A 26,313-nucleotide genomic window follows, 5' to 3' on the forward strand; every position below is an offset into this window, starting at 1 on the left:
GCTTTGCTACACGCTTCCTTCAGACCCCGCCTCGCGACGACGCCCTTGCGTTTCGCTAGTCCTTCGCCCCATCAGGCTGGACAGGGGACTTGCACCCCCAAGCTGTTGCGCATGCTCGGCGCACAAAAAAGACGCCCGCTGCACGCAGCGGGCGCGAATCCCAGTCAAGGAGGTGTCACACGAACTACGCAGTCAGATTAAGGAAATCGGCCGCCACGGACAACGAATCGATTTCCATATCGATATGACGCGGCGCGTTCATGCCGGCACCTGGCCTGTCGAACCGCGGGTGCCGTCACATGCGCGATTGCACGTCGCAAAAAAAACGTCCCGCCAATCGGCGGGACGTTCGTCATGATGCGAGTACGCGCGACGCGCGGCCGATCACGGCTCGTGACGCAGATACCCTTCCTTGCTCGGATCGCGCATCCGCCACGACACGATCAGCGAGATCGCGCACAGCGCGGTCACGTACCAGTAGAACGTTTCCTCGCTGCCGATCGACTTGAACCACAGCGCGACGTACTCGGCCGAGCCGCCGAAGATCGCGTTCGCCACCGCGTACGACAGGCCGACGCCCATCGCGCGCACCTCCGGCGGGAACATCTCGGCCTTGATCAGGCCGCTGATCGACGTGTAGAAGCTGACGATCGCCAGCGCCACCGTGATCAGCACGAACGCGGCCACCGGGCTCGTCACACCCTTCAGCGCATGCATCAGCGGCACCGTGCCGATCACCGCGAACGCACCGAACAGGATCATCGACGTGCGGCGGCCGATCTTGTCCGACAGCGCACCGAACACCGGCTGCATCAGCATGTAGACGAGCAGCGCGACGGTCATCACGTTGCTGGCCGTCTTCGCGTGCATGCCGGCCGTGTTCACGAGGTACTTCTGCATGTACGTCGTGAACGTGTAGAAGATCAGCGAGCCGCCGGCCGTGAAGCCGACCACCGTGAAGAACGCCCCCTTGTGCTGCCACACGCCGCGGATCGTGCCCGCGTCCTTCTTGTCGCGCGATGCGCTCGTCGACGTCTCGTCGAGCGACTTGCGCAGGTACAGCGAGATCAGCGCGGCCGCCGCGCCGACCACGAACGGAATGCGCCAGCCCCACGCTTTCAGCTCGCCGGCCGACAGCGTCTGCTGCAGGATCACGAGCACCAGCAGCGCGCACAGCTGGCCGCCGATCAGCGTCACGTACTGGAACGACGCGAAGAAGCCGCGACGGCCCTTCAGCGCCACTTCACTCATATAGGTCGCGCTCGTCCCGTACTCGCCGCCCACCGACAGGCCCTGGAACAGGCGCGCGACCAGCAGCAGCGCCGGCGCGAGCGCGCCGATCTGCGCATAGGTCGGCAGCACCGCGATCACGAGCGACCCGCCGCACATCATCAGCACCGAGATCATCATCGCCGCGCGACGGCCATGACGGTCGGCGATGCGGCCGAACAGCCAGCCGCCGATCGGACGCATCAGGAAGCCGGCCGCGAACACGCCGGCGGTGTTCAGCAGCTGCGTCGTCGTGTTGCCGCTCGGGAAGAACGCCGGCGCGAAGTACAGCGCGCAGAACGAGTAGATGTAGAAGTCGAACCATTCGACGAGGTTGCCCGATGAGGCGCCGACGATGGCGAACACGCGTCGCCGGGTGTCATGCGCGGACAGCGCAGCTTGGTCGGTCTGGACGTCCATGGGTTGGTCTGTTCCTTTTAGTGCTTTCTGGGCGAGACGGCCGGGGCCGCCGCGTGCGGTCGCACGTGGCACCGGTTCCGGCGCACGGCGCTACGGGATTTTAGCGAAATGTAAAGTAACAAGCGCTCCGGGTTCGTCCGGATGTAGAAAATTTTTCTCCTGCCACGCGTTCGTCATATGAAAACGCCAGCCCGCAGGCTGGCGTCCGATGCAAACATTGTCGACGCGACGATCACACGCGCACTTCCGGCGGCACGTAGCGGCACTCGTAGCGCTTGCGCACGGTGCCGGCCTCGTCGACGCTCTCCAGGTACACGTCGAACTGCCAGAGCCGCGCCATGTGCTTGAGCACTTCGTCGCTGTCGTTCGACAGATGGCGGTTGTCGGTCATGAAGTGGCGCAGCGTGAGGCTGCGGTCGCCGCGCGTGTTGACGGCCCACACCTGGATGTTCGGCTCGCGGTGATGGATGTCGTACTGCCGAGACAACGCCTGCCGCACGTACTGGTAGCCGGAATCGTCGTGGATCGCCGATACCTCGAGCGAATCGCGCATGTCGTCGTCGAGCACCGAGAAGAGCCGCATCTCGCGGATCAGGTTCGGCGACAGGTACTGCGCGATGAAGCTCTCGTCCTTGAAGTTGCGCATCGCGTAGTGCATCGCCGGCAGCCACGGCGTGCCCGCGATCTCCGGAAACCACTTGTAGTCTTCCTCCGTCGGCGCTTCGCAGATCCGGCGGATGTCGCTCATCATCGAGAAACCGAGCGCATACGGGTTGATCCCGCTGTAGTACGGCTTCGTGACGGGCGGCTGGTAGACCACGTTGCTGTGCGAGTGCAGGAACTCCATCATGAAGCCGTCTTCCAGCTTCCCCTGGTTGTACAGCGTATTGAGCAGCGTGTAGTGCCAGAACGTCGCCCAGCCTTCGTTCATCACCTGCGTCTGTCGTTGCGGATAGAAATACTGGCCGATCTTGCGCACGATGCGGATCACTTCCCGCTCCCACGGTTCGAGCAGCGGCGCATTCTTCTCCGCGAAATACAGCAGGTTCTCCTGCGGCTCGGGCGGATAGCGGTCCTCCTGCTCCTCCGTGAGCTCGGGCTTCTTGCCCGGCAGCGTGCGCCACAGTTCGTTCACCTGCGACTGCAGGTACGCCTCGCGCTCGCGCCGCAGCGCCGCTTCCTTCGACAGCGACGGTTTCTGCGGCCGCTTGTAGCGGTCGACGCCGTAATTCATCAGCGCATGGCACGAGTCGAGCAGTTCCTCGACGCGATCGAGGCCGTAGCGCTCCTCGCATTCCGCGACGTAGTTCTTCGCATACACGAGGTAGTCGATGATCGCGTGCGCGTCGGTCCACAGGCGGAACAGGTAATTGCCCTTGAAGAACGAGTTGTGCCCGTACGCCGCGTGCGCGATGACGAGCGCCTGCATCGTCATCGTGTTCTCTTCCATCAGATACGCGATGCACGGGTTCGAATTGATGACGATTTCGTAGGCGAGGCCCATCTGGCCCCGACGATAGCTCTTCTCGGTCGCGAGAAAGTGCTTGCCGAACGACCAGTGACGGTAGTTGACGGGCATCCCGACCGACGCATACGCATCCATCATCTGCTCGGCGCTGATCAGTTCGAGCTGGATCGGGTAGATGTCGAGCTCGTATTGTTCGGCGACCTGCGAGATGTGCGTGTCGTATTCCTCGAGCAATTCGAACGTCCAGTCGGACGGGCACGGCAGCGGCTTGCGTTCGGCAACGTTCATACGCGCTTCCTTTTGCCCGGAACCGGGCAAGTCGGCGGCCGGCGGCGATGGTTCGGCCTGCCCGTGTTGCTGCGGTGCGGCAGGACCGGCCGTGTCGTCGCCGGAAGGGCGCGGCTCGTAGCCGCGCGACTCGTTGTGCAGATGGCGGGTCGTCATGACATTTCCACCTGCTTTTCGAACAATTCGCGAAACACCGGGTAAATGTCCGCAGCCGATTCCACTTTTTTCATCGCGAGATGCGGTTGCGACAGGGCCAGTTGCGCGTATTCCAGCCACAGATTCTGCTCTTCCGGCGCGACCTGGATATACGCGAAGTAACGCGTCTGAGTGAGGATATCCTCTTCCAGGATTTTGCGACACTTGGGCGAATCGTCAGTCCAGTTGTCGCCGTCGGACGCCTGCGCGCCGTAGATGTTCCACTCGGTCGGCGAGTAGCGCTCGCTCATCACCTTGCGCATCAGTTCGAGCGCGCTCGACACGACGGTGCCGCCGCTTTCGGTCGAATGGAAGAAGGTGTCCTCGTCGACTTCCTCGGCGCGCGTGTGGTGGCGAATGAACACCACCTCGATGCGCTCGTAGTTGCGCTTGAGGAACAGGTACAGCAGAATGAAGAAGCGCTTCGCGAGATCCTTGCGCTGCTCGTCCATCGAGCCGGATACGTCCATCAGGCAGAACATCACGGCCTGGCTCGACGGTTGCGGCTGCTTCACGCGATTGATGTAGCGCAGGTCGAACGGATCGATGAACGGAATCCGCCAGATGCGCCCTTTCAGATGATGGATCTCGGCCTCGAGCGTCGCGATTTCGGCGCGGCGGTCTTCGGGGTCGTTCTTCAGCGCTTCGAGCTGCGCCTCGAGCTCGCGCAGCTCGTTGACGAGCGGCGAGCCGAGCGCGATGCGCCGGCCGAGCGCGCTGCGCAGCGAACGCACGACGTCGATGTTGTTCGGCGTGCCTTCCGCCGACCAGCCCGCGCGCACGTTCTTCCAGCTCGGCACCGTCAGCAGGTGCGTCTTCACGAGGCGCGGCAGTTCGAGGTCGTCGAAGAAGTACTGCATGAACTCGTCGCGCGACAGCTCGAACACGAAGTCGTCCTGCCCTTCGCCCTCGTTGCTCGCCTGACTGCCTCCGCCGCCCGAGCCGCCCTGCGGACGCGGGATCTTGTCGCCGCGCACGTAGTCCTCGTTGCCGGGGTGCACGTACTCGCGACGCCCGCCCGGCGCGTGCCGGAAATTCGGCTCCGCGATGTCCTTGCGCGGGATCGTGATGCTCTGCGTGCTCTGGATATCCTTGATGCTACGGTCGCGCACCGCGTCGGACACGGCACGACGAATGTAGTTCTTGACGCGACGCAGAAAGCGTTCGCGATTGGCGATGCTCTTGTTCTTGCCGGCCAGCCTGCGGTCGATGATTTGATGAAGCACTCCCGGTCTCCCGCTCGAAAGTCGATACGCCGGGACGCTCGCCGCACATGCCGTCTGCCGTCATGCGGGCGGCGTCTCTGAAAGCGCCCGTACGGACTCGCCGTACGGGCACGGTACCGCGCGCGTCATGACGACTTGCGCACGCGCAGGTACCAGTCGCAAAGCAGCCTCACCTGCTTCGGCGTATAGCCCTTCGCGACCATCCGGTTCACAAAGTCCTCATGCTTGCGCTGCTCCTCCGCCGAACCCTTGGCGTTGAATGAAATCACCGGCAACAGTTCCTCGGTGTTCGAGAACATCTTCTTCTCGATCACGACGCGCAACTTTTCGTAGCTCGTCCACACGGGGTTCTTGCCGGCGTTCGCCGCCCGCGCGCGCAACACGAAGTTCACGATCTCGTTGCGGAAATCCTTCGGATTGCTGATCCCGGCCGGCTTCTCGATCTTCTCCAGCTCCGCGTTCAGCGCGGCGCGGTCGAAGCTCTCGCCGGTATCGTGATCGCGGAATTCCTGATCCTGGATCCAGAAGTCCGCATACGTGACGTAGCGATCGAAGATGTTCTGGCCGTATTCCGAATACGACTCGAGATACGCGGTCTGGATCTCCTTGCCGATGAACTCCGCGTAGCGCGACGCGAGCACGTCCTTCACGAACGACAGGTACTTCTGCTCCGTTTCCGGCGGGAACTGCTCGCGCTCGATCTGCTGTTCGAGCACGTACATCAGGTGCACCGGGTTCGCCGCGACCTCACTCGTATCGAAGTTGAACACGCGCGACAGGATCTTGAACGCGAAGCGGGTCGACACGCCGGTCATCCCTTCGTCCACGCCCGCGTAGTCGCGATACTCCTGGTACGACTTCGCCTTCGGATCGGTGTCCTTCAGGTTTTCGCCGTCGTACACCTGCATCTTCGAGAACAGGCTCGAATTCTCCGGCTCGTGCAGCCGCGACAGCACCGAGAACTGCGACATCATCTTCAGCGTGCCCGGTGCGCACACGGCCTCGGCCAGCGACGAGTTGCGGATCAGCTTCTCGTAGATCTTGATCTCTTCCGACACGCGCAGGCAGTACGGCACCTTCACGACGAAGATCCGGTCGAGCAGCGCCTCGTTGTTGCGGTTGTTGCGGAACGCCTTCCATTCCGACTCGTTCGAGTGCGCGAGAATCACGCCGTCGAACGGAATCGCGCCGAAACCTTCGGTACCCTTGAAGTTGCCTTCCTGCGTGGCGGTCAGCAGCGGGTGCAGCACCTTGATCGGCGCCTTGAACATTTCGACGAATTCGAGCAGGCCCTGGTTCGCGAGACACAGGCCGCCCGAGTAGCTGTAGGCGTCGGCATCGTCCTGCGCATACTGTTCGAGCTTGCGGATATCGACCTTGCCGACCAGCGACGAGATGTCCTGATTGTTCTCGTCGCCCGGCTCGGTCTTCGCGATGCCGACCTGCCGCAGGATCGACGGATAGCGGCGCACCACGCGGAACTGGCGGATGTCGCCGTTGTATTCGTGCAGGCGCTTGACGGCCCACGGACTCAGGATGCTTTTCAGGTAGCGGCGCGGAATGCCGTACTGTTCCTCGAGGATCGGACCATCCTCGTCGTAGTCGAACAGCCCGAGCGGCGATTCGTTGACGGGCGAGCCCTTCAGCGAATAGAACGGCACGCGCTCCATCAGTTGCTTCAGGCGCTCGGCGATCGACGACTTGCCGCCGCCCACCGGGCCCAGCAGATAGAGGATCTGCTTCTTCTCTTCAAGGCCTTGCGCAGCGTGGCGGAAATACGCGACCACCTGCTCGATCACCTCCTCCATTCCGTAGAACTCACGGAATGCCGGATACACCTTGATGACCTTGTTCGCGAAGATCCGCGACAAGCGCGGGTCGTTGCGGGTGTCGATCTGTTCAGGTTCCCCGATTGCTTCCAGCATGCGTTCACCAGCCGTCGCGTACGCGGATGGATCGTTCTTGCAGAGCGCGAGATACTCCTCCAGCGAGAGCTCTTCCTCTCGCGTTTTTTCGAAGCGGTTCGCGAAGCTGCTGTAAATATCCATGCTACCTCCCTCGCCTGAGTCTGAAGACGTGCCTGCCTTCGTATGACTGCGCAGAAGCAAGCGCGTTCGAATTCATCCTAAACCCTTTCTTATTTTTTTTCACGAACTCTTCGTATGAAGTTCGTCATTCTCGACAACACCGCTTGGACAACGCATTTCGCCGTTTTACAATTGATCTCCCGAGCCGCAGAAACTGCATCCGCCGCGTCTCGTCGAACATCGAAACGTCTCGTGCGTTGGACACCGCCGACGTCGCCACTTCTGCCCTTCATCCCTATACGTTCGAGCAGTCGCGTGCGATGACACGCCGCGCGCACCGTTACAAATTTTTTTCGCAGTCCCTTACGGACATACCCGTACGACGAGCGCGGGAACATGACGTGCACGCAGCGCGTTCCTGCGTCTCCGTCGACCGGCGACGCGCACTGCACGCGACGACGCACGATCGATCGTCCGCGCTGTCACATTTCGTCCGTTGCGGAAACGACGACGCCCGCTGATCGCGGGCGTCGTTCGTCACCAAATGGGGATAGATACACGGCGCGCGCCGATCAGAACGTCTCCCAGTCGTCGCCGCCGGCGGTCGCGGCAGCCTGTGCGGGCGCGGGCGCGGCCGATGCGGCGACAGGCTGGCGCGCCGGCATCGCGGCAGGCGCGCGTTTCGGCGCGGCGTCGCGTTCGACGCGCGCGGCAGCCGGTGCAGGCGCCGCGACCGGCGCGCGCGGCGCATGACGCGCCGCAACCGCGACGGCGGTGCCCGCGCGCGCCGTTTCGTCGTCGAGCTGGAATACCGCCGCCGTTTCGCGCAGGCGCGCCGCCTGTTCGTCGAGCGATTGCGCGGCAGCCGCGGCTTCCTCGACGAGCGCAGCGTTCTGCTGCGTGACCTCGTCCATTTGCGCGACCGCACGCGCCACCTGGTCGATCCCGCCGCTCTGCTCCTCGGACGCCGCCGCGATCTCGCCCATGATATCCGTCACGCGCTGGACCGCGCCGATCACGTCGCTCATCGTGCGCCCGGCTTCGTCGACCAGCGTCGAGCCGGTCCGGATACGTTCCACCGACGCGTCGATCAGCGCCTTGATTTCCTTCGCCGCACTCGACGAACGCTGCGCGAGGCTGCGCACTTCGCCCGCGACGACCGCGAAGCCGCGGCCTTCCTCGCCCGCCCGCGCGGCTTCGACGGCCGCATTCAGCGCAAGAATGTTGGTCTGGAACGCGATTCCCTCGATGATCGCGATGATGTCCGCGATTTTCGCCGAGCTGTCGTTGATTTCGCCCATCGTGCCGACCACCTGGCCGACCACCGTATTGCCCTTGTTTGCAATCTCGGACGCGTTCGCGGCCAGCGAGCTTGCCTGGCGCGCATTGTCCGCATTCTGCTTCACGGTGCCGGTCAGCTGCTCCATGCTCGACGCGGTTTCCTGCAGCGCCGCCGCCTGCTCCTCGGTACGCGACGACAGGTCGATGTTGCCGGCCGCGATCTGGCGGGCCGCGGTCGCGATCGACTCGCTGCCGCCGCGCACGGTGCGCACCGTGTCGACGAGCCCGCGCTGCATCCGCGCGAGGCCTTCCAGCAACTGGCCCATCTCGTCGCGCCGGTCGACGACGATCGGCCGGCGCAGGTCGCCCGCGGAGATCGCGTCGAAATGCGCCAGCGCGTCGGCGATCGGGCGTCCGATCGCGCGGCTCAGCGTCAGCCACGACAGCACCGCGGCGCCGATGCCGGCCAGCAGCACGACGATCGACAGCACGCGCATCGTCTCGAATACCGATTCCGCCCGGTCGAAGCGCGCCTGCGCATCGGTGAACTGGAAGGTGCGCAGCGCTTCGCCGGCCACGGCCAGCTCGTTATAGCGCGCCTGGAGCTGCTTCGCGCCCTCGCCGATCCGGTCGTGATCGCCGGCCGCGACCGCACTCCCGAACGCGTCGCAGCTGTCCTGCAGCACCTTGCGCCGGGCGGCGACCTCCTGGGCGAGCCGGTCCTCGTCCGCGCCGCGCGGCAGCGCCAGGTATTTCTGCCACCACGCGTCGGACTGCACGCGCATCGCGCGGCTGCGCTCGACGGCCGCCGCCGAGTCGGGCGTGCCGGCCAGCAGCGCCGCCCGGTCGAGTGCGAGACGCTCGCGCGCGGCGAACATTTCCGAGACCGCCACGTTGACCGCGCTCGGCATCTGGTTCGTGAAAATTTCGCGCGTCGAATCGTTCGAACGCGTCATCCCGTACAGACCGAGCACGCCGGTGATACCCAGCAGTACCGCCAGAAACGCCATCGTCAAACCGATGCGCGCACGAATCGTCAGGTTCCTGAACACCATCATCCATCCTGTGTTGCGTCGTCATGAACGGGCCAGGCCCGTTGGCTCGAAGCATTGCTTCACTCGGTGCATTTACGACCGTGCGGCGCATAACTTGATGGTTTTCGCGTCATTATTTCGAATTATTCGTCTGTTTATTACAGACGACTGAATAATTGACGCAATTCGGGGCGGGATGGTGAAGCGGGCAGGAAAGGCGCGCCGGTACGCGAACGCGTTGCCGGCGGCGCGAGCGGCCGTCTCGTGCGGCGAACCGGCCGCGTGTCGGAATTTTGAACCGCGGATCCGACCCTAGTCGGCCAGTTCGGCGCGGGTCGGAATCGACGGCTGCGCGCCCGCGCGCGTGACCGACAGCGCCGCCGCGCGTTGCGCGAAGCGGATGGCCGCGTCGACGTCCGCGCCGGCCGCGAGCCGCGCGGAAAAGCCGCCGATGAAGGTGTCGCCGGCCGCCGTCGTGTCGACGGCCTGCACGACCGGCGCCGGATAATGCCGCGCGGCGCCGTCGGCCGTCAGCGCGAGCACGCCGCGCGCGCCGAGTGTGACCAGCACGTTGCGCGCGCCGCCGGCTTGCAGCGCCCGCGCGGCGGCCTCGGCCTCCGCCGGATCGCGCACCGGCAGCCCGGTCAGCGCGGCCGCCTCGACCTCGTTCGGGATCAGGTAGTCGACGAGCGGCAGCCAGCCCTCCGGCAGCGGTGCGACGGCCGGAGCCGGATTGAGCACCACCGTGCGGCCAAGCCGGCGCCCGGCCGACAGTGCCGCGAACACCGCGTCCGGCGGCGTCTCGAGCTGGCAGATCAGCACGTCGGCCGCCGCCAGCGCGGCTTCGTGCCGCGCGATCGTGTCGGTCGTGACCTCGCCGTTGCCGCCCGCGACGATCACGATCGCGTTCTGGCTCGCATCGTCGACGACGATCAGCGCGACGCCGGTCGACGCCGACGCGCTGGTCGCGAGCCCCGTGCAGTCGATTCCCTCGGCCTCCAGGCCCGCGCGCAGTGCCGCGCCGTGCGCATCCGCGCCGACGCAGCCGATCATCGTGACCTGCGCGCCCAGCCGGGCCGCGGCGACGGCCTGGTTGCCGCCCTTGCCGCCCGCCGCCTGCGCGAACGCATGCCCGGCGAGCGTTTCGCCCGGCAGCGGCAGCCGCGGCGCCCGCACGACGAGATCCATGTTGAGGCTGCCGACCACCGTCACGCGGCCGGCGCCCGGTGCGTTCGCCGTCATGCGCGACCGCCCGGTGCGGCCGGCTCGCGGTAGACCGCCGTCGATTCGCGCAGCACGAGGCGCGGCGACACGACGCGACGGCGGCTCGGCACGGCGGTCGAACCGCCGCCGATCCGTTCGATCAGCGTCTGCGCGGCCATTTCGCCGAGCGCGCGCACCGACTGGCCGACCGTCGACAGCGCCGGATACGTGTAGCGGGAAAATTCGATGTCGTCGAACCCGATGATCGAACAGTCGTCGGGCACGCGCATCCCGCGCTCGGCCGCCGCGCGCAGCGCGCCGACGCCCATCAGGTCGTTGCCCGCGAAGATCGCGCTCGGCCGCACCGATTCGAACAGCCGCGATGCCGCGTGATAGCCGCCCAGGCACGAGAAATCGCTTTCGGCGATCGCGCCCGGCACGATGTCGACCCCGCGCTCGGCCATCGCGCGGATGAAGCCGTGCACGCGCATCGCGCTGACGGCGGTGTCGGTCGGCCCGGTGATGCAGCCGATCTTCGCGTGCCCGAGTTCGAGCAGGTGGCGCGTGGCCAGGTACGCGCCGCGTTCGTGGTCGATCTGCACGAGATCGGCCGCGAGCCCCTCGATGTTGCGGTCGACGACGACGAGCGGCGCGTGCGTGTCGGCGAGCGTCTGCGCGAGCACCGCGTCCTCGCCCGCCGACGCGACGATCAGCCCGTCGATGCGCTTTTCCTGCAGCACGCGCAGGTAGTTGCGCTGCTTCACGGGATCGTCGTCCGAATTGCAGAAGAACACGCAATAGCCGTTGGCCGCGCACTGATCCTCGATACCGCGCGCAAGCTCGGCGAAGTACGGATTCGTGCTGTTCGGCACGACGAGGCCGATCGTCGCCGTCGCCCGCGCCTTCAGCGAGCGCGCCACGGCCGACGGCACGTAATTCAGCTCGCGGATCGCGCCCTCGACCTTCGCACGCACATCCGCGGACACCGGCCGCGAATTGTTCACCACGTGCGAGACGGTCGTAAACGACACGCCCGCCATGGCCGCCACATCCTTGATCGTCGCCATTTCCCGTTTCTCTCTGGTCTGTTCTGTCTGTCTTCTACCGCACGCGTGCGCGCCGGCTGCGATACGTATCGAGCACGACCGCCACCACGATCACCGCGCCCGTGATGATCCGTTTGGTCGGCTCGTTCGCACCGATCTGCGCCAGCCCAGCGGCCAGCACGGAGATGATCAACACGCCGAAGAACGTGCTGATCACCGAGCCGCGCCCGCCCATCAGGCTCGTGCCGCCGATCACGACGGCGGCGATCACCTGCAGCTCGAGGCCCGCGCCCGCGTTCGGATCGGCCGCCTCGAGCCGCGAAATCTGGAACAGCGACGCGAGCCCCGCGAGCGCGCCCATCAGTGCGAATACGAGAATTTTATACGGCCGCGGGTTAACCCCCGCAAGTCGCACCGCTTCCTCGTTCGTGCCGATCCCGACCAGATAGCGTCCGAACACGGTGCGCGTGAGCACGAACTGGGCCGCGATCATCACCGCGACCGCGATCAGGAATGCCGGCGAAATGCCCAGCGCGATCGGGTTCGACAGGAAATCGAACGCATCGCCGATATACGCGGTGCGCGAATTCGTCAGCTGGTACGCGAGGCCGCGCGCGGCCTCCAGCACGCCGAGCGACACGATGAACGACGGAATCCGCCAGCCGACCGTGACCGCGCCGGTCAGCGCGCCCGTCGCGGTCGCGACCGCGATCCCGATCAACGCGGCCGGCAGCGGCCCCCACTGCCATTTCAGCGCGGCGACGCTGACCATCGACGCGGCCAGCGCGAGCACCGAGCCGACCGACAGGTCGATCCCGGCGATGATCAGCACGAAGGTCATTCCGACCGACATCACGACGAGATCGGGAATCTGGTTCGCGATCGTGCTGAACGTGTCGTAGGTCAGGAAATGCGAGCTCAGCACCGAGAACAGCGCGATCATCGCAGCCAGCGCGCCGGCCAGCCCGAGATAGTTCGACAGGCCGAACCGCGTGCCGGACAGCGTGCGCGCGCGGCGCCCCGTCACGTCCTGCTGCGCGCCTGCGTCGGTCGGGGATACGGGAGGCTGGGTCATTGCTGTGGTCCTGTCGTCGAAGTGCCCGGAGCGGCGCCGTGCGCCTGCCCCGCGTCCGGATGCTGCATGGCCGCCGCCGGCGTCTCGCGGCCGAAGCCGGCGAACGCCGCGGCCAGCAGCGCATCCTGGGTCCAGTTGCCGCGCTCGAACACGGCGGTCATGCGGCCGGCCGACATCACGCCGATCCGGTCGCAGATCAGCATCAGCTCGCGCAGGTCGCTCGATACGACCACGAGCGCGCGGCCTTCGCGCGCGAGCGCGCCCATCAAAGTGTAGATCTCGAATTTGGCGCCGACGTCGATCCCGCGGGTCGGCTCGTCGAACAGCAGCACGCCCATGTCGCGCGCGAGCCAGCGGCCGATCACGACCTTCTGCTGGTTGCCGCCCGACAGCTCGCCGACCGGCTGCGCCGCCCCGTGCGTGCGGATTCGCAGCGCGTCGATCTGCTGCTCGGCCAGCGCCGTTTCGCGCCCCGAATCGACGATGCCGCCACGCGCGAGCCGGTCGAGCTGGCCGAGCGACACGTTCGCGGTGATCGACTGCGACAGCAGCAGCCCTTCGCCCTTGCGATCCTCGGTGATCAGCGCGATGCCGTGCTTCACCGCGTCGACGGGCGACGCGATCCGCGCCGGCTTCAGCGGCTGGCCGACGGCGATCGTGCCGGCATCCGGCGTATCGGCGCCGTAGATCAGTCGCAGCAGCTCGGTGCGCCCCGCGCCGATCAGCCCCGAGATGCCGAAGATCTCGCCCGCGCGCACCTCGAGCGACACGTCGCGCACGGCCGTCCCGCGCGTGAGGCCCGATACGGCGAGCCGCGGCGCGCCGAAACGACGTTCGCCGAGATCGATGTGTTCGCCGATCTCGCGCCCGACCATCAGCGTGACGAGCCCGTCGGACGTCGTCGCCGCCATGTCGCCCGCATGCACGAGCCGGCCGTCGCGCAACACCGCGACGCGCTCGGCCACGCGCGCGAGCTCTTCGAGCCGGTGCGAGATGTAGACGATCGCGACGCCGCGCGCCTTCAGCCGGTCGATCTGCTCGAACAGCAGCTCGACTTCGCGCGCGGTCAGCATCGCGGTCGGCTCGTCGAGGATCAGCACGCGACAGTCGCCGATCAGGTTGCGCGCAATCTCGACCATCTGCTGGTGGCCGATGCCGAGCGCGCCGACCGGCGTATCGGGATCGACCGCGTCGAGCCCGACCTGCGCCATCGCGGCGCGGGCGTCGTCGCGCAGCCGCGCGCGGTCGATGATCCCGAAGCGCCGCGGCAGGCGGTTCAGGAACAGGTTTTCGGCGACGGTCAGCGTCGGCAGCAGGTTCAGCTCCTGCATCACCATGCGCACGCCGAGCGCCTCGGCCTGCGTGCGGCTCGCCGGCGCATAGGCCTCGCCGCCGAGTTGCATCGTGCCGGTGGTCGGGTCGACGAGCCCGCCGATGATCTTCGACAGCGTGCTCTTGCCGGCGCCGTTCTCGCCCGTCAGCGCGAGCGCCTGGCCCGCGTCGAGCGTCAGCGTGACGTCGGCGAGCACGGGTTCGGCATAGGTTTTGCCGATGCCGGATACGGACAGCACGGGATGGGCTGAACGGGGGGGGTGGAAGGTCGGTTCCATCGCGATCCTGGTTGCGGCCGCGCGCACGGGGCGCGCGGGTATGACGCTCACAAGTGCATGTGCATGCAGTGGCCGTGATCGCGCTCACACCGGATAACGGCCGCCGCGCCGGATTCTTGAGGGCAGCGGCCGCACCGGGGCGGCGTTACTTCGTCACGAGATCCACCGGCGTCTCGACCACGCCGGACATGTCGGCCTGCTTGCGATGCTCGGCGATCGCCTTGAGCGCCGTGTCGATGCCGAACACGGCCTGCTTCGCCGCGTACTGGTCGGCGGTCGCGAGCACGCGGCCGTCCTTCAGCATCGGCTTGATCGCGTTGATGTTGTCGTAGCCGACCACGAGCACCTTGCCCTGCTTGCCGGCCGCGCGCACGGCCGACACGGCGCCGATCGCCATGTTGTCGTTACCGCACAGCAGCGCCTTCAGGTTCGGGTATTCGTTGAGCATCGCGGCGGCCACCGCATTGCCCTTGTCGATCTCCCATTCGCCCGACTGCACCGACACGACCTTCATCCCGCCCGCCTTCATCGCGTCCTGGAAGCCGGCCGTGCGCTGCTGCGCGTTGGTCGTCGTCGACACGCCTTCGACGATGCCGACCTGGTCGCCCGCCTTCAGCCGCTTCGCGAGGTAGTCGCCGATCTTGCGCGCGCCCTTGCGGTTGTCCGGGCCGACGAACGGCACGTTCAGGTTCTTCGACTTCAGCACGTCGGGGTCGAGCCGGTTGTCGATGTTCACGACGATGATGCCCGCGTCGACGGCCTTCTTCACGACCGGCACGAGCGCCTTCGAATCGGCGGGTGCGATCACGATCGCGTCGACCTTCGAGACGATCATCTGCTCGACGATGCGGATCTGGTTCGCGGTGTCGGTTTCGTCCTTGATGCCGTTGGTGATCAGGTCGAACTGGTTCGCGTTGTGTTTCTGGTATTCCTTCGCGCCCGTTTCCATGGTCAGGAAGAACTCGTTGGCGAGCGACTTCATCACGAGCGCGACCTTCGGCTTGCCCGCCGATTGCGCGTGGACGGCCGGTGCGGCGGCCACCGCGACGGCGGCGAGCGCGGCGGTCAGGAAGCGACGGCGAAAGCGGACATTCATACACATCTCCTGGCGACTGGCCCGAAGGGCCGGATTGTTGTTTGACTGTTGTTTTAATGTGAGCAAACGTTTGCGCCACACTACCCGGGCAATGGCCATCGATGCTGCTGTCGGTACCACGGAATGGAAGCGAGGCAGACGGCCGACTGCCTGGCGCGTGCTGTCGTTGACGCGCCACCGCCGGCGGGAGGCCGGCGGAGTGAAGGCTATGCTGTACCGATTCGCTTCGGCGCGCAACCTGTCTGATCAATATTTAAGGGTTTATTCGGAGCGCGCGAGCGCGCTTCACGACGCGCAAATACGACACTCGCGATGCCGACGGCGGCTCGCCGGAGCGCTTCGCAGGCGGCTGGCCAGCGAGGAAGTGGATCGTTCCGGACAACGCGCTCGCGTCGACCGTCGGCACGAAGCTCGGCCGCATTCGCTGTCGCGACATGTCGTCGACCGTGACGGAACCGCGCGGCGATTCGCACGCGCGGCCTTGTGAATGAGGACGACTGCCGATCGTGCGTTCCGCGCCAAGGCCCGGCGTTGCAGGTCGTTCTTGTTTTTCTGTTGGTCGGCAACATGGGGCGATCGTCGCCTGGCGCGACGCACGGCGCGGTATCGCTCGGCGGGTGCTTGAGCCGTGATGGCGGCCATCGCCTGTCGCGCCCGGCGCCGTATGCGGCACCGCACGCGGGGTGCAAGTCGCGCCATCCGCGGCAACGGCCCGGACGGCGCGCGACGTGCACCGGTCAAACGGCTTCGCGCAACAGCCCGGCGATTTCCGCTTCGTTCAGGTGCGGGGCGAACATTTCGATCAGCCGGTACGCGTACGCACGCAGGAACGCGCCCTTGCGCAGCCCGACCCGCGTCGTGCTCGCCTCGAACAGGTGCTGCGTATCGAGCGCGACGAGCCCCGTGTCGCGCTGCGGATCGTAGGCCATCGCCGCGACCACGCCGATCCCCATCCCGAGTTCGACGTAGGTCTTGATCACGTCCGCATCGATCGCGGTCAGCACCACGTCGGGCACGGCGCCCGCCTGCGTGAACGCCTGGTCGATGTGCGAGCGGCCCGTGAAGTCCTGGTCGTACGTGATGATCGGGTATTCGGCGATCTCCTCGAGCGTCAGGTTCTCGCGGCCGACGAGCGGGTGGCCCTTCGGCACGACGACCGTGTGGTGCCACGAATAGCACGGGAACGTGACGATGTCCGGATAGCGGTCGAGCGCCTCGGTCGAGATGCCGAGATCGGCCTCGCCGTTCAGGATCATCTGCGCGATCTGCTGCGGGCTGCCCTGGCGCAGCGCGAGATGCACCTTCGGGAACACGTCGGTGAACTGCCGGATCACCTTCGGCAGTGCGTAACGCGCCTGCGTGTGCGTCGTCGCGACGACGAGGTGGCCGCTGTCCTGATCGGCAAACTGGCGCGCGACGCGGCGCAGGTTCTCGGCGTCGAGCAGCATCCGCTCGATCAGCTGGTGCACGGCCTTGCCGGGCTCCGTCAGCCCCGTCAGCCGCTTGCCGCGCCGGATGAAGATGTCGACGCCCAGCTCGTCCTCGAGATCCTTGATCTGCTTCGACACGCCCGACTGCGACGTGTACAGCACGTTCGCGACTTCCGTCAGGTTCATGTTCTGGCGCACCGCTTCGCGCACGAACCGCAATTGCTGAAAATTCATGGGTATGCCTCTTAGGCTGTCGTTGTTTGATTGTCGAATCGGAGCGATGCCCGCCCTCTGCCCTGCATTGTCTCGTCAACGCGCGGGAAATACCCGCACGGCGCGCGGCACGGCCGTCGCACCGTCGCCGACCTGCAGCGACAGCGCCCGCCATGCGTCGCGGTCGAGTTCCGCCTCGAGCGCGCCGCCCGCGCGCGCCTCGAGCTCCACGCGCACCGAACCGCCGAGCGGAATCACGCGCCGCACGTCCACCGCGATGCCGTCGCGGTGCCCTTCGCCCGCCGGCCACAGCTGCAGATCGTGCGGCCGCACGTACGCGTGCGCGGGGCCCGCGAAATCGGCGTCGACCTCGATCGGCGCGGCCGCGCCTTCCGCGACGAAGCCGCGCCCGGCAACCGTGCCCGGCAGCCGGTTCGCCGCGCCGAGGAACTCGTACACGAACGCGCTTTGCGGATGATCGTAGACGTCCTGCGGGCTGCCGACCTGCTCGACGTGGCCGCGATTCAGCACGACGATGCGATCGGCCACTTCGAGCGCCTCTTCCTGGTCGTGCGTGACGAAGATCGTCGAGATGTGCAGGTCGTCGTGCAGGCGACGCAGCCAGCCGCGCAGCTCCTTGCGGACCTTCGCGTCGAGCGCGCCGAACGGTTCGTCGAGCAGCAGCACCTTCGGCTCGACCGCGAGCGCGCGGGCGAGCGCGATACGCTGGCGCTGCCCGCCCGACAGCTCGGACGGATAGCGCTGCGCGAGCCAGTCGAGCTGCACGAGCTTGAGCAGCTCGTGCACCTTCTCGCGAATCGCGGCTTCCGACGGCCGCTCGCGGCGCGGCTTCACGCGCAGCCCGAACGCGACGTTCTCGAACACCGTCATGTGGCGGAACAGCGCGTAATGCTGGAACACGAAGCCGACCTGGCGGTCGCGCGCGCCGACCGACGCGACGTCGAGCCCCTGCAGCACGACCTGGCCGGCGTCCGCGTGCTCGAGGCCCGCGATCACGCGCAGCAGCGTGGTCTTGCCGCAGCCGGACGGGCCGAGCAGCGCGACCAGTTCGCCGGGCGGAAAGTCGAGCGACACGTTGTCGAGCGCCGTGAAATCGCCGAAGCGCTTCTGAAGGTTACGGACGGTGATACCCATTCTGGTTGCCTCTTTACGATTTCGACGAAACGGCGGCGACAGGGCCGGCATGTGCGGGAACGGCGTCGTGCGTGTCGGCCAGTTCGGCGGCGAGGTGACGCTCGGCGAGCAGCTTCAGCGCGAGCGTGACGAGCGCGAGCAGCGCCAGCACCGACGCCACCGCGAACGCCGCCGCGAAGTTGTATTCGTTGTACAGGATTTCGACGTGCAGCGGCATCGTGTCCGTCACGCCGCGGATGTGGCCCGACACGACCGACACCGCGCCGAACTCGCCCATCGCGCGCGCATTGCACAGGATCACGCCGTACAGCAGGCCCCACTTCACGTTCGGCAGCGTCACGCGGCGAAAGATCTGCCAGCCCGACGCGCCGAGCACGCGCGCGGCCTCTTCCTCGTCGGTGCCTTGCGCCTGCATCAGCGGAATCAGCTCGCGCGCGACGAACGGGAACGTGACGAAGATCGTCGCGAGCACGATGCCCGGCACCGCGAAGATGATCTGCACGTCGTGCCCCTGCAGCCACGGCCCGAGCCAGCCCTGCGCGCCGAACAGCAGCACGTACACGAGGCCCGAGATCACCGGCGACACCGAGAACGGCAGGTCGATCAGCGTCGTCAGCAGCGCCTTGCCGCGGAATTCGAACTTCGCGATCGCCCACGATGCGCACACGCCGAACACGAGGTTCAGCGGCACCGCGATCACGGCGACGGTCAGCGTCAGTTTGATCGCCGACCATGCATCGGGATCGGCCAGCGATTCGAAATAGAAGCCGACGCCCTTGCGCAGCGCCTCGACGAACACCGCGGCGAGCGGCACGACGAGGAAGAACGCGAGGAACGCCAGCGCGATGCCCGTGAGCAGCCAGCGCACGACGCGCGACTCGCTGACGGGATCGAGCCGCTTCGCGGCACGCGCGGCGGGCGACGGGGTTTTCAGCACGACGGTGGCCTCCTGGCTCATTGCTGGCCTCCTGCTGCGACGGCGGCGACAGCGGCGGGCGCCGGGCCGCTCGCGCCCTTGCTCGTCCGGCGCTGCAGATACCACTGCAGCGTGTTGATCAGCAGCAGCATCAGGAACGACACGACCAGCATCACGACCGCCAGCGCGGTCGCGCCCGCGTAGTCGTACTGCTCGAGCTTCGTGATGATCAGCAGCGACGTGATCTCGGATTTCATCGGCACGTTGCCGGCGATGAAGATCACCGAGCCGTATTCGCCCAGCGCACGCGCGAACGCGAGCGCGAAACCGGTGAGCAGCGCCGGCAGCACGGCCGGCAGCACGACGCGGCGGAACGTCAGCCAGCGCGACGCACCGAGGCACGCGGCGGCCTCTTCCTGCTCGCGCTCGAAATCCTCGAGCACCGGCTGCACGGTGCGCACGACGAACGGCAGCCCGATGAAGGTCAGCGCGACCAGCACGCCGGCCGGCGTGAACGCGATCTTGATGCCGAGCGGCGCCAGATACTGGCCGACCCAGCCGTTGGTCGCGTAGACGGCCGCGAGCGAGATGCCGGCCACCGAGGTCGGCAGCGCGAACGGCAGGTCGACGATCGCGTCGACGAGGCGCTTGAACGGGAACGTGTAGCGCACCAGCACCCACGCGACGAGGAAGCCGAACACGGCGTTGATCAGCGCGCCGCCGAGCGCGGCCGAGAACGTCAGCCGGTACGACGCGAGCACGCGCGGCGACGTGACGGCGGTGACGAACTGGTCCCACGACAGCGTCGCGGTCTTCAGGAACGTGGCGGCGAGCGGAATCAGCACCACGAGGCTCAAATAGGCCACCGTGATGCCGAGTGTCACGCCGAAACCGGGCAGCGCGCTCGGCTTGCGAAAGGTGTACGTCGTCATCGGATGCTCTTGCTGGGTCGATGCTGCTCACGGGTCCGACGCAAACGCCGGCGCAGTGAATCGCGCCGGCGGGCCGTCGGGGATGCGGCGCGCTGTCGTGGCGCGCCGCTTGTCGTTATGGCGTTACTGCGGCTTGTAGATCGAGTCGAACACGCCGCCGTCCGCGAAATGCGTCTTCTGCGCATTCGTCCAGCCGCCGAACGTGTCGTCGACCGTGTACAGCTTCAGCTTCGGAAACTGCTTGGTCAGCTCCGCCGACACGTTCTTCGAACGCGGCCGGTAGTAGTTGCGCGCGGCGATTTCCTGGCCCTGCGGGCTGTACAGGAAATTCAGGTAGGCCTCGGCCAGCTTGCGCGTGCCTTTCTTGTCGACCACCTTGTCGACCACCGCGACGGGCGGCTCGGCCAGGATGCTCACCGACGGCACGACGATCTCGAACTTGTCGGTGCCGAATTCCTTGACCGACAGGAACGCCTCGTTTTCCCATGCGATCAGCACGTCGCCGATCCCGCGCTGCACGAAGCTCGTCGTCGCGCCCCGCGCGCCCGAATCGAGCACGCCTGCGTTCTTGTAGAGCTTCGTGACGAATTCCTTCGCCGTCTGCTCGTTGCCGCCCGGCTTGTGCAGCGCGTATGCCCACGCGGCCAGGTAGTTCCAGCGCGCGCCGCCCGACGTCTTCGGGTTCGGCGTGACGATCGAGATGCCCGGCTTGGTCAGGTCGTCCCAGTCCTTGATCCCCTTCGGATTACCCTTGCGCACCAGGAACACGATCGTCGACGTGTACGGCGACGCGTTGTCGGGCAGGCGCTTCTGCCAATCTTTGGCCACGAGCCCCTTGTTCGCGAGCGCGTCGATGTCGTAGGCGAGCGCCAGCGTGACGACGTCGGCCTGCAGGCCATCGAGCACCGAGCGCGCCTGCGCGCCCGACCCGCCGTGCGACTGCTTGAAATTGACCGTTTCGCCCGTCTTCGCCTTCCACTCCTTGCCGAACGCCTGGTTGAAATCTTGATACAGCTCGCGCGTCGGGTCGTACGACACGTTCAGGAAAGTCGTATCGGCCTGGGCATGCGTCACGACGCCCAGCGCCGCCGCCGCGCCCAGCGCGAGTGTTGCGATCAGGCGGCCCACTCCGCCCACCAGCCCCGTGTTGCGCTTCGCCATCCTTGGTTCTCCAGTGTTGTCGGTATTGCGATGTCGGGCCAGTCTATCGAACGGGTTACATGATTAAAAATAATCGTTCCTCATTTTTTAATACTCAAAAGTGCTAACGCAGACGGGATGGACGGTTGCGGCGGATAAACCGGCGTCCGGGCGTCGCGAAATCGCGCCGGAACCGGCGCGATCGCGTCGAACCTCAAGTAACACTTGAAATTCACCAAGTACTGTATAAAAATACAGCTCACTGTCTATCCATACAGTTAAGCCATGACCAAACTCACCGCCCGTCAGCAGCAAGTGTTCGACTTGATCCGTCGCGCGATCGAGCGCTCCGGATTCCCGCCCACCCGCGCCGAGATCGCGGCCGAACTGGGCTTCAGCTCGCCGAACGCGGCCGAGGAGCACCTGCGCGCGCTGGCGCGCAAGGGCGTGATCGAGCTGGCCGCCGGTGCGTCGCGCGGCATCCGGCTGCTCGGCGTCGACGACGCCCCGCACCAGTTCACGCTGCCGCACGCCGCGCTGATGCAACTGTCGCTGCCGCTCGTCGGCCGCGTCGCGGCCGGTAGCCCGATCCTCGCGCAGGAGCACATCTCGCAGCACTACGCGTGCGATCCCGCGCTGTTCACCAGCAAGCCCGACTACCTGCTGAAGGTGCGCGGCCTGTCGATGCGCGACGCCGGCATTCTCGACGGCGACCTCCTCGCCGTGCAGAAGCGCACGGAAGCGAAGGACGGCCAGATCATCGTCGCGCGTCTGGGCGACGACGTCACGGTCAAGCGCCTGATGCGCCGGCCCGGCGGCCTCGAGCTGATCGCGGAGAACCCGGATTACGAAAACATCTTCGTCAAGGCCGGCAGCGCGGATTTCGCGCTGGAAGGCATCGCCGTCGGGCTGATTCGCTCGGGCGAACTCTGACATTCCGTCTCGCTCAGGAGAACATCATGGAACGCCTTGCCCGCCTGCTGCCTTTCCGTCAATTCGGTCGCCTGCGTCATCTGCGCGGCCGCACGCCCTGCGCACCGCTGTCCGCGGCGGCGCCTGTGCATGAAGAAGTCGCAGTCGAACGGCAGGCGTCCCTGCTGCCGTCAGCGCTGCCCGCGTTCGCGCGGGTATCGCTGAACGCCGGTCTGAATCACGCGGAACCCGCACGCCGCGCGCCGGTGCGCGTCTATCACGGCCGGTCGCGCTTGATCATGGTCGGCACGATCGATGCCGTCTGCCGAATGATCGATCGCTGCATCGCAGAGGAACGATCGGCCACGCCGGGCGGTCTCTGATTGCGGAACCTTCCCGCACCGGAGGCAACGTGACCGAATCGCCGCGCCGTACAGGGCGACTCAAGCCCCTGCTGATCGTCGCGCTGATCGTCGCCGTCATTGCGGCGCTCGGCTATGCGTACGCGTCGCCGTATGTCGCGCTCGGTCGCCTGAAATCGGCGATCGATGCGCGCGATGCGCAGGCGATCAGCGAGTATGTCGACTTTCCATCGCTGCGCATCAGCCTGAAGCAGCAGGTCACGGAAGAGTTGATGCGCCGGATCGACGCAGTGAAGAAGAACAACCCGTTCGCGGTGATCGGCGCGCTGATCGGGTCCGCGTTGATCGGTCCGCTGGTCGATGCGTACGCGACGCCGGAAGGCGTCGCCGCGCTGATGAGCGGATTGCCGCCGCGCGGCAATCCGGGCGAACGTCCGCCTGAGTGGTCGAATCAGCCGCCGGCAGGCAATGCACCCGGCACCACGCCTGCCGCACCGCCCGCCAATCCGGCGCCGGCAAGTGCGGGGGTATCGGGCAGCAACGCGGTCGCTTCGGCGGCATCGTCGCCGGCGCCCGCACCTGCCGCACCGGCCGCACCGGCCGCACCGGCCAGCCCGAGCGAAGCCACGCAAGCGCCGCACCAGCAGCAAACCAGCGCGGGCTACCGAAATATCGATGAATTCGTCGTGACGTATCAGCGCAGTGTCGACGGCACACGCTATGCGGCGATCTTTCACCGCTTCGGGCTGTTCTCGTGGAAATTGTCCGGGATCGACCTGCATGCGTAGCAGGCCGCTCTGGACGCCTGCCGTGCTGATGCAGCGCGGTGCGTGACCGGCACGTATCGCCGGTCACGCAGTCGTCCAGTCTTTAGATCATTTGCCGTTCGCCGTGGCCGCCTCACGCTCGCGCGCGATTTCGGCCTTCTGCTCTTCCGCCGACGAACACGCCACCAGGATGCTGCAGTTCACGCGATCGAGCAGTTGCGTATTGCCCGACCCCATCCACCATCTCGACAATCCGCTGCGGCACCGGTGGCCGACGACGACGAGGTCGACTTTCAGCTCCGACGCGAGATTCGCGATTTCGTCGATCGGATACCCGAACGCGAAATGGCCTTCGGCCTGTACGCCGCGCTCACGCAGCCAGTTCACGCCTTCCTGCAGGATTTCGCGCGCGGTTTCCTCGAAGCGGCCGCATGCGACATCGGTCAGCAAACCTGCACTTTGCGCAATGCTCGAACGCATGTCGACGACCGACAGCAAATGCGTTTCGGCCTTCAGGTCCATTGCGAGATTGGCCCCGCAGCGCAGTGCCTTGCGCCCTTCGAGCGTGCCGTCGTAACACAGCAAAATCTTGTTGTAGCTAGCCATGAGACCTCCCTATCGCGACAACGAGCCTACGCATTCATCATGGTGCGCCGCAATTCAGGACGCAAGGGATGGAAAACGCTGATTCGCCCCGCGCGGCGCGTGCGCGATGATGCGGTGCACGATCGGTGCGCGCTTGCATCGCACCGGGCAGGCATGCCCTGAAGCGATGCAGCCGATGCACTAGAATGGCCCGTTCATACTCCAGCGGGCCACCGTACGCTGGCGTCGTGCGCTTCGGTCATGCCCATGTGACACGCATCCGTCCGATCCGTTCGCAAACCGGCCACGCTCGGGCAACGGAACGCGCCCGCTTACAACGACAACCTGCCCATGTCCGTCGCACCGATCGATTTCCGCAACGTCGAAAAGCGCTATGGCGACAAGCTGGTCGTCAACGGTCTGTCCTTCAACGTGAAGGCCGGCGAATGCTATGGCCTGCTCGGGCCGAACGGCGCCGGCAAGACGACCACGCTGAAGATGCTGCTCGGCCTCGCGCACCCCGATGCCGGCACCATTTCGCTGTGCGGCGAACCGGTTCCATCGCGGGCGCGACATGCACGCCAGCGGGTCGGCGTCGTCCCGCAGTTCGACAATCTCGACCCCGACTTCACCGTACGCGAGAACCTGCTCGTCTTCAGCCGCTATTTCGGGATGTCGGCGCACGCCGCACGCGCGCTCGTGCCGCCGCTGCTCGAATTCGCGAAGCTGGAAAACAAGGCCGACGCGAAGGTCGGCGAGCTGTCGGGCGGCATGAAGCGCCGCCTCACGCTCGCCCGTGCGCTCGTCAACGATCCCGACGTGCTGGTGCTCGACGAGCCGACGACGGGCCTCGATCCGCAGGCGCGGCACCTGATGTGGGAGCGGCTGCGTTCGCTGCTTGCGCGCGGCAAGACGATCCTGATCACCACGCACTTCATGGAAGAAGCCGAGCGGCTGTGCGATCGGCTGTGCGTGATCGAGGAAGGCCGCAAGATCGCCGAAGGCGCGCCGCATGCGCTGATCGAATCGGAGATCGGCTGCGACGTGATCGAGATCTACGGGCCCGATCCGGCCGCGCTGCGCGACGAGTTGTCGGCGTTCGCGAAGCACACGGAGATCAGCGGCGAGACGCTGTTCTGCTATGTGAGCGACCCCGAACCGCTCAGCGCGCGCCTGAAGGGCCGCGCGGGGTTGCGCTATCTGCATCGGCCGGCCAATCTGGAAGATGTGTTCCTGCGGCTCACGGGCCGCGAAATGCAGGACTGATCGACCATGGACGTCCGCAACTATTCCGCCACCACGCCATCGGCCCCGCCGCGCGAGTCGCGCTTCGCGATCGCGATGCCCGCGAACGCGAGCAACTGGATCGCCGTCTGGCGGCGCAACTATCTCGTGTGGCACAAGCTCGCGCTCGCGTCGATGTTCGGCAATCTCGCCGATCCGATGATCTACCTGTTCGGGCTGGGTTTCGGACTCGGCCTGATGCTCGGCCATGTCGACGGCGTGTCGTATATCGCGTTCCTCGCGGCCGGCACGGTCGGGTCGAGCGTGATGATGTCCGCGAGCTTCGAGTCGATGTATTCGGGTTTCTCGCGGATGCACGTGCAGCGCACGTGGGAAGCGATCATGCACACGCCGCTCGCGCTCGGCGACATCGTGCTCGGCGAGATCGTGTGGGCGGCCAGCAAGGCGATGCTGTCAGGGGGCGCGATCATGCTGGTCGCGGGCGGGCTCGGCTACGCGCAGTTTCCGTCGATGCTCGCGGTGCTGCCCGTGATCGCGCTGGCCGGCCTCGCGTTCGCCAGCATCGCGATGATCGTCACGGCGCTCGCGCCGTCCTACGATTTCTTCATGTTCTATCAGACGCTCGCGCTGACGCCGATGCTGCTGCTGTCCGGCGTGTTTTTCCCGATCACGCAGTTGCCGCCGATCGCGCAGCACGCGGCGCGGGCGCTACCGCTCGCGAATGCGGTCGAGCTGATCCGGCCCGCGATGCTCGGCCGGCGGGCGACCGACATCGCGCTGCACGTCGCGGTGCTCGCCGGCTACGCGGTCGGCGGATTCCTGCTGTCCGCATGGCTGTTCCGGCGGCGGATGATGCGCTGACGGCCGGCGCACCGGGCGCCGGCTTCATGCGACGACGTTACTCGTCGTCGTCGCTCCACGGAATTTCGACGTCGGTCAGGAACGCGACGGTCGCGAGCGGGCCGCCTTCCTGGCGGCCGAGCTTGCCGTCCGCGCGATGCCATTCGACGCGGAACTGCGTACCCGGATCGTCGGCCACCAGATACACGGTGCGCAGTTCTTCCTTGTCGGCTTCGTCCACCGGACCGTCGAACGACACCAGCATCTTCTGCGGCCACAGGCCGTTGACCGGATCGTAGATGCGATCGCCTTGCGGAATGTCGATGCTGGCCTCGACACCGATCGTTGCGGAGGCCTCGATGACCATCGTGCCGAGCGCTTGCAGCACGGCAGTCGCCCGCGCGGAATTGGCCTGGCGGATCGCGAGATCGCCGCGCGTCAGCGCCTTTTCGAGTCGAGGATGAATCTTCGGTTGGGTCATGCGTTTTCCTGTTTGCTTCTTGTAAAGGGCGCCGCACGCGTGAAGCCGCGGCGCCGGATGAATACGACGACGGCGCGCGACTGGCGCGCCGTTTGCG

General features: G+C 66.3%; 22 protein-coding genes. 5 read left to right on the forward strand and 17 right to left on the reverse strand.

Annotated features, from left to right (window positions below; genetic code table 11):
* Positions 1-384: 384 nt before the first annotated feature.
* From H0X95_RS26905 to H0X95_RS26975, 15 genes are all read right to left on the reverse strand, one after another.
* Complete coding sequence (locus H0X95_RS26905; protein ID WP_006483959.1) at positions 385-1,689, reverse strand: MFS family transporter; 1,305 nt, start codon at positions 1,687-1,689, stop codon at positions 385-387.
* A gap of 232 nt (positions 1,690-1,921) precedes the next feature.
* On the reverse strand, positions 1,922-3,601 hold the full coding sequence (locus H0X95_RS26910; RefSeq protein ID WP_006483958.1) for a SpoVR family protein: 1,680 nt from the start codon (positions 3,599-3,601) through the stop codon (positions 1,922-1,924).
* Positions 3,598-4,866, reverse strand: a complete 1,269-nt coding sequence (locus H0X95_RS26915) for a YeaH/YhbH family protein (RefSeq protein ID WP_006483957.1) — start codon at positions 4,864-4,866, stop codon at positions 3,598-3,600. The genes H0X95_RS26910 and H0X95_RS26915 overlap by 4 nt, the downstream gene beginning before the upstream one ends.
* 125 nt (positions 4,867-4,991) lie before the next feature.
* Positions 4,992-6,914 carry a PrkA family serine protein kinase gene (locus H0X95_RS26920; protein ID WP_006483964.1) on the reverse strand — a complete coding sequence of 641 codons (1,923 nt, stop codon included), beginning with the start codon at positions 6,912-6,914 and terminating at the stop codon, positions 4,992-4,994.
* A 551-nt stretch (positions 6,915-7,465) separates the two neighbouring features.
* The gene (locus tag H0X95_RS26925) at positions 7,466-9,229 is read right to left on the reverse strand and encodes a methyl-accepting chemotaxis protein (RefSeq protein WP_060211580.1); all 1,764 of its coding nucleotides are present in this window, start codon (positions 9,227-9,229) and stop codon (positions 7,466-7,468) included.
* 291 nt (positions 9,230-9,520) lie between these two features.
* Positions 9,521-10,450 carry a ribokinase gene (gene rbsK, locus H0X95_RS26930; RefSeq protein WP_034201811.1) on the reverse strand — a complete coding sequence of 310 codons (930 nt, stop codon included), beginning with the start codon at positions 10,448-10,450 and terminating at the stop codon, positions 9,521-9,523.
* Entirely contained in the window at positions 10,447-11,478 is a 1,032-nt protein-coding gene (locus tag H0X95_RS26935) for a LacI family DNA-binding transcriptional regulator (RefSeq protein ID WP_006484167.1), read from the reverse strand. Before H0X95_RS26935 ends, rbsK begins: the two co-directional genes overlap by 4 nt.
* Positions 11,479-11,512: 34 nt before the next feature.
* The gene (locus H0X95_RS26940; RefSeq protein ID WP_059723590.1) at positions 11,513-12,532 is read right to left on the reverse strand and encodes an ABC transporter permease; all 1,020 of its coding nucleotides are present in this window, start codon (positions 12,530-12,532) and stop codon (positions 11,513-11,515) included.
* Positions 12,529-14,142, reverse strand: coding sequence for a sugar ABC transporter ATP-binding protein (locus H0X95_RS26945; RefSeq protein ID WP_196446290.1), 1,614 nt, complete (start codon positions 14,140-14,142; stop codon positions 12,529-12,531). Before H0X95_RS26945 ends, H0X95_RS26940 begins: the two co-directional genes overlap by 4 nt.
* A gap of 145 nt (positions 14,143-14,287) precedes the next feature.
* Positions 14,288-15,238, reverse strand: coding sequence for a sugar ABC transporter substrate-binding protein (locus H0X95_RS26950; protein WP_006484190.1), 951 nt, complete (start codon positions 15,236-15,238; stop codon positions 14,288-14,290).
* A 737-nt stretch (positions 15,239-15,975) separates the two neighbouring features.
* Positions 15,976-16,902, reverse strand: a complete 927-nt coding sequence (locus H0X95_RS26955; RefSeq protein WP_006484201.1) for a CysB family HTH-type transcriptional regulator — start codon at positions 16,900-16,902, stop codon at positions 15,976-15,978.
* A gap of 75 nt (positions 16,903-16,977) precedes the next feature.
* Positions 16,978-18,036: a sulfate/molybdate ABC transporter ATP-binding protein gene (locus tag H0X95_RS26960; RefSeq protein ID WP_006484184.1), complete on the reverse strand. Its 1,059-nt coding sequence runs from the start codon at positions 18,034-18,036 to the stop codon at positions 16,978-16,980.
* Positions 18,037-18,049: 13 nt separating this feature from the next.
* Positions 18,050-18,994 (reverse strand): sulfate ABC transporter permease subunit CysW, encoded by a 945-nt coding sequence (gene cysW / locus H0X95_RS26965; RefSeq protein WP_006484215.1) that lies wholly within the window; start codon positions 18,992-18,994, stop codon positions 18,050-18,052.
* On the reverse strand, positions 18,991-19,884 hold the full coding sequence (cysT, locus tag H0X95_RS26970; RefSeq protein WP_006495215.1) for a sulfate ABC transporter permease subunit CysT: 894 nt from the start codon (positions 19,882-19,884) through the stop codon (positions 18,991-18,993). Before cysT ends, cysW begins: the two co-directional genes overlap by 4 nt.
* Before the next feature lie 123 nt (positions 19,885-20,007).
* Positions 20,008-21,045 (reverse strand): sulfate ABC transporter substrate-binding protein, encoded by a 1,038-nt coding sequence (locus H0X95_RS26975; protein WP_048986575.1) that lies wholly within the window; start codon positions 21,043-21,045, stop codon positions 20,008-20,010.
* 264 nt (positions 21,046-21,309) lie between these two features.
* Here H0X95_RS26975 and lexA point away from each other — a divergent pair, with 264 nt between their 5' ends.
* The 3 genes from lexA to H0X95_RS26990 are packed head-to-tail and all read left to right on the forward strand — an operon-like array spanning position 21,310 to position 23,086.
* On the forward strand, positions 21,310-21,957 hold the full coding sequence (gene lexA, locus H0X95_RS26980; protein WP_006484226.1) for a transcriptional repressor LexA: 648 nt from the start codon (positions 21,310-21,312) through the stop codon (positions 21,955-21,957).
* 26 nt (positions 21,958-21,983) lie between these two features.
* Positions 21,984-22,319: a hypothetical protein gene (locus H0X95_RS26985; protein WP_006484149.1), complete on the forward strand. Its 336-nt coding sequence runs from the start codon at positions 21,984-21,986 to the stop codon at positions 22,317-22,319.
* Positions 22,320-22,348: 29 nt separating this feature from the next.
* Positions 22,349-23,086 carry a DUF2939 domain-containing protein gene (locus H0X95_RS26990; protein ID WP_196446291.1) on the forward strand — a complete coding sequence of 246 codons (738 nt, stop codon included), beginning with the start codon at positions 22,349-22,351 and terminating at the stop codon, positions 23,084-23,086.
* Between the two features lie 87 nt (positions 23,087-23,173).
* On the opposite strand, the gene H0X95_RS26995 is transcribed toward H0X95_RS26990, so the two are convergent.
* Entirely contained in the window at positions 23,174-23,671 is a 498-nt protein-coding gene (locus tag H0X95_RS26995) for a universal stress protein (protein ID WP_006484144.1), read from the reverse strand.
* Between the two features lie 330 nt (positions 23,672-24,001).
* Here H0X95_RS26995 and nodI point away from each other — a divergent pair, with 330 nt between their 5' ends.
* A complete protein-coding gene (gene nodI / locus H0X95_RS27000) occupies positions 24,002-24,916 on the forward strand; it encodes a nodulation factor ABC transporter ATP-binding protein NodI (protein WP_048986578.1) in 915 nt (304 codons plus the stop codon).
* Between the two features lie 6 nt (positions 24,917-24,922).
* Positions 24,923-25,756, forward strand: coding sequence for an ABC transporter permease (locus H0X95_RS27005; RefSeq protein ID WP_196446292.1), 834 nt, complete (start codon positions 24,923-24,925; stop codon positions 25,754-25,756).
* 37 nt (positions 25,757-25,793) lie between these two features.
* Here the strand turns inward: H0X95_RS27005 and H0X95_RS27010 are convergent, their stop codons facing one another.
* Positions 25,794-26,216 (reverse strand): hypothetical protein, encoded by a 423-nt coding sequence (locus tag H0X95_RS27010; protein WP_196446293.1) that lies wholly within the window; start codon positions 26,214-26,216, stop codon positions 25,794-25,796.
* Positions 26,217-26,313: the final 97 nt, after the last annotated feature.

Source organism: Burkholderia sp. 9779_493, from assembly GCF_015712215.1.
GTDB classification, from domain to species: domain Bacteria; phylum Pseudomonadota; class Gammaproteobacteria; order Burkholderiales; family Burkholderiaceae; genus Burkholderia; species Burkholderia cenocepacia.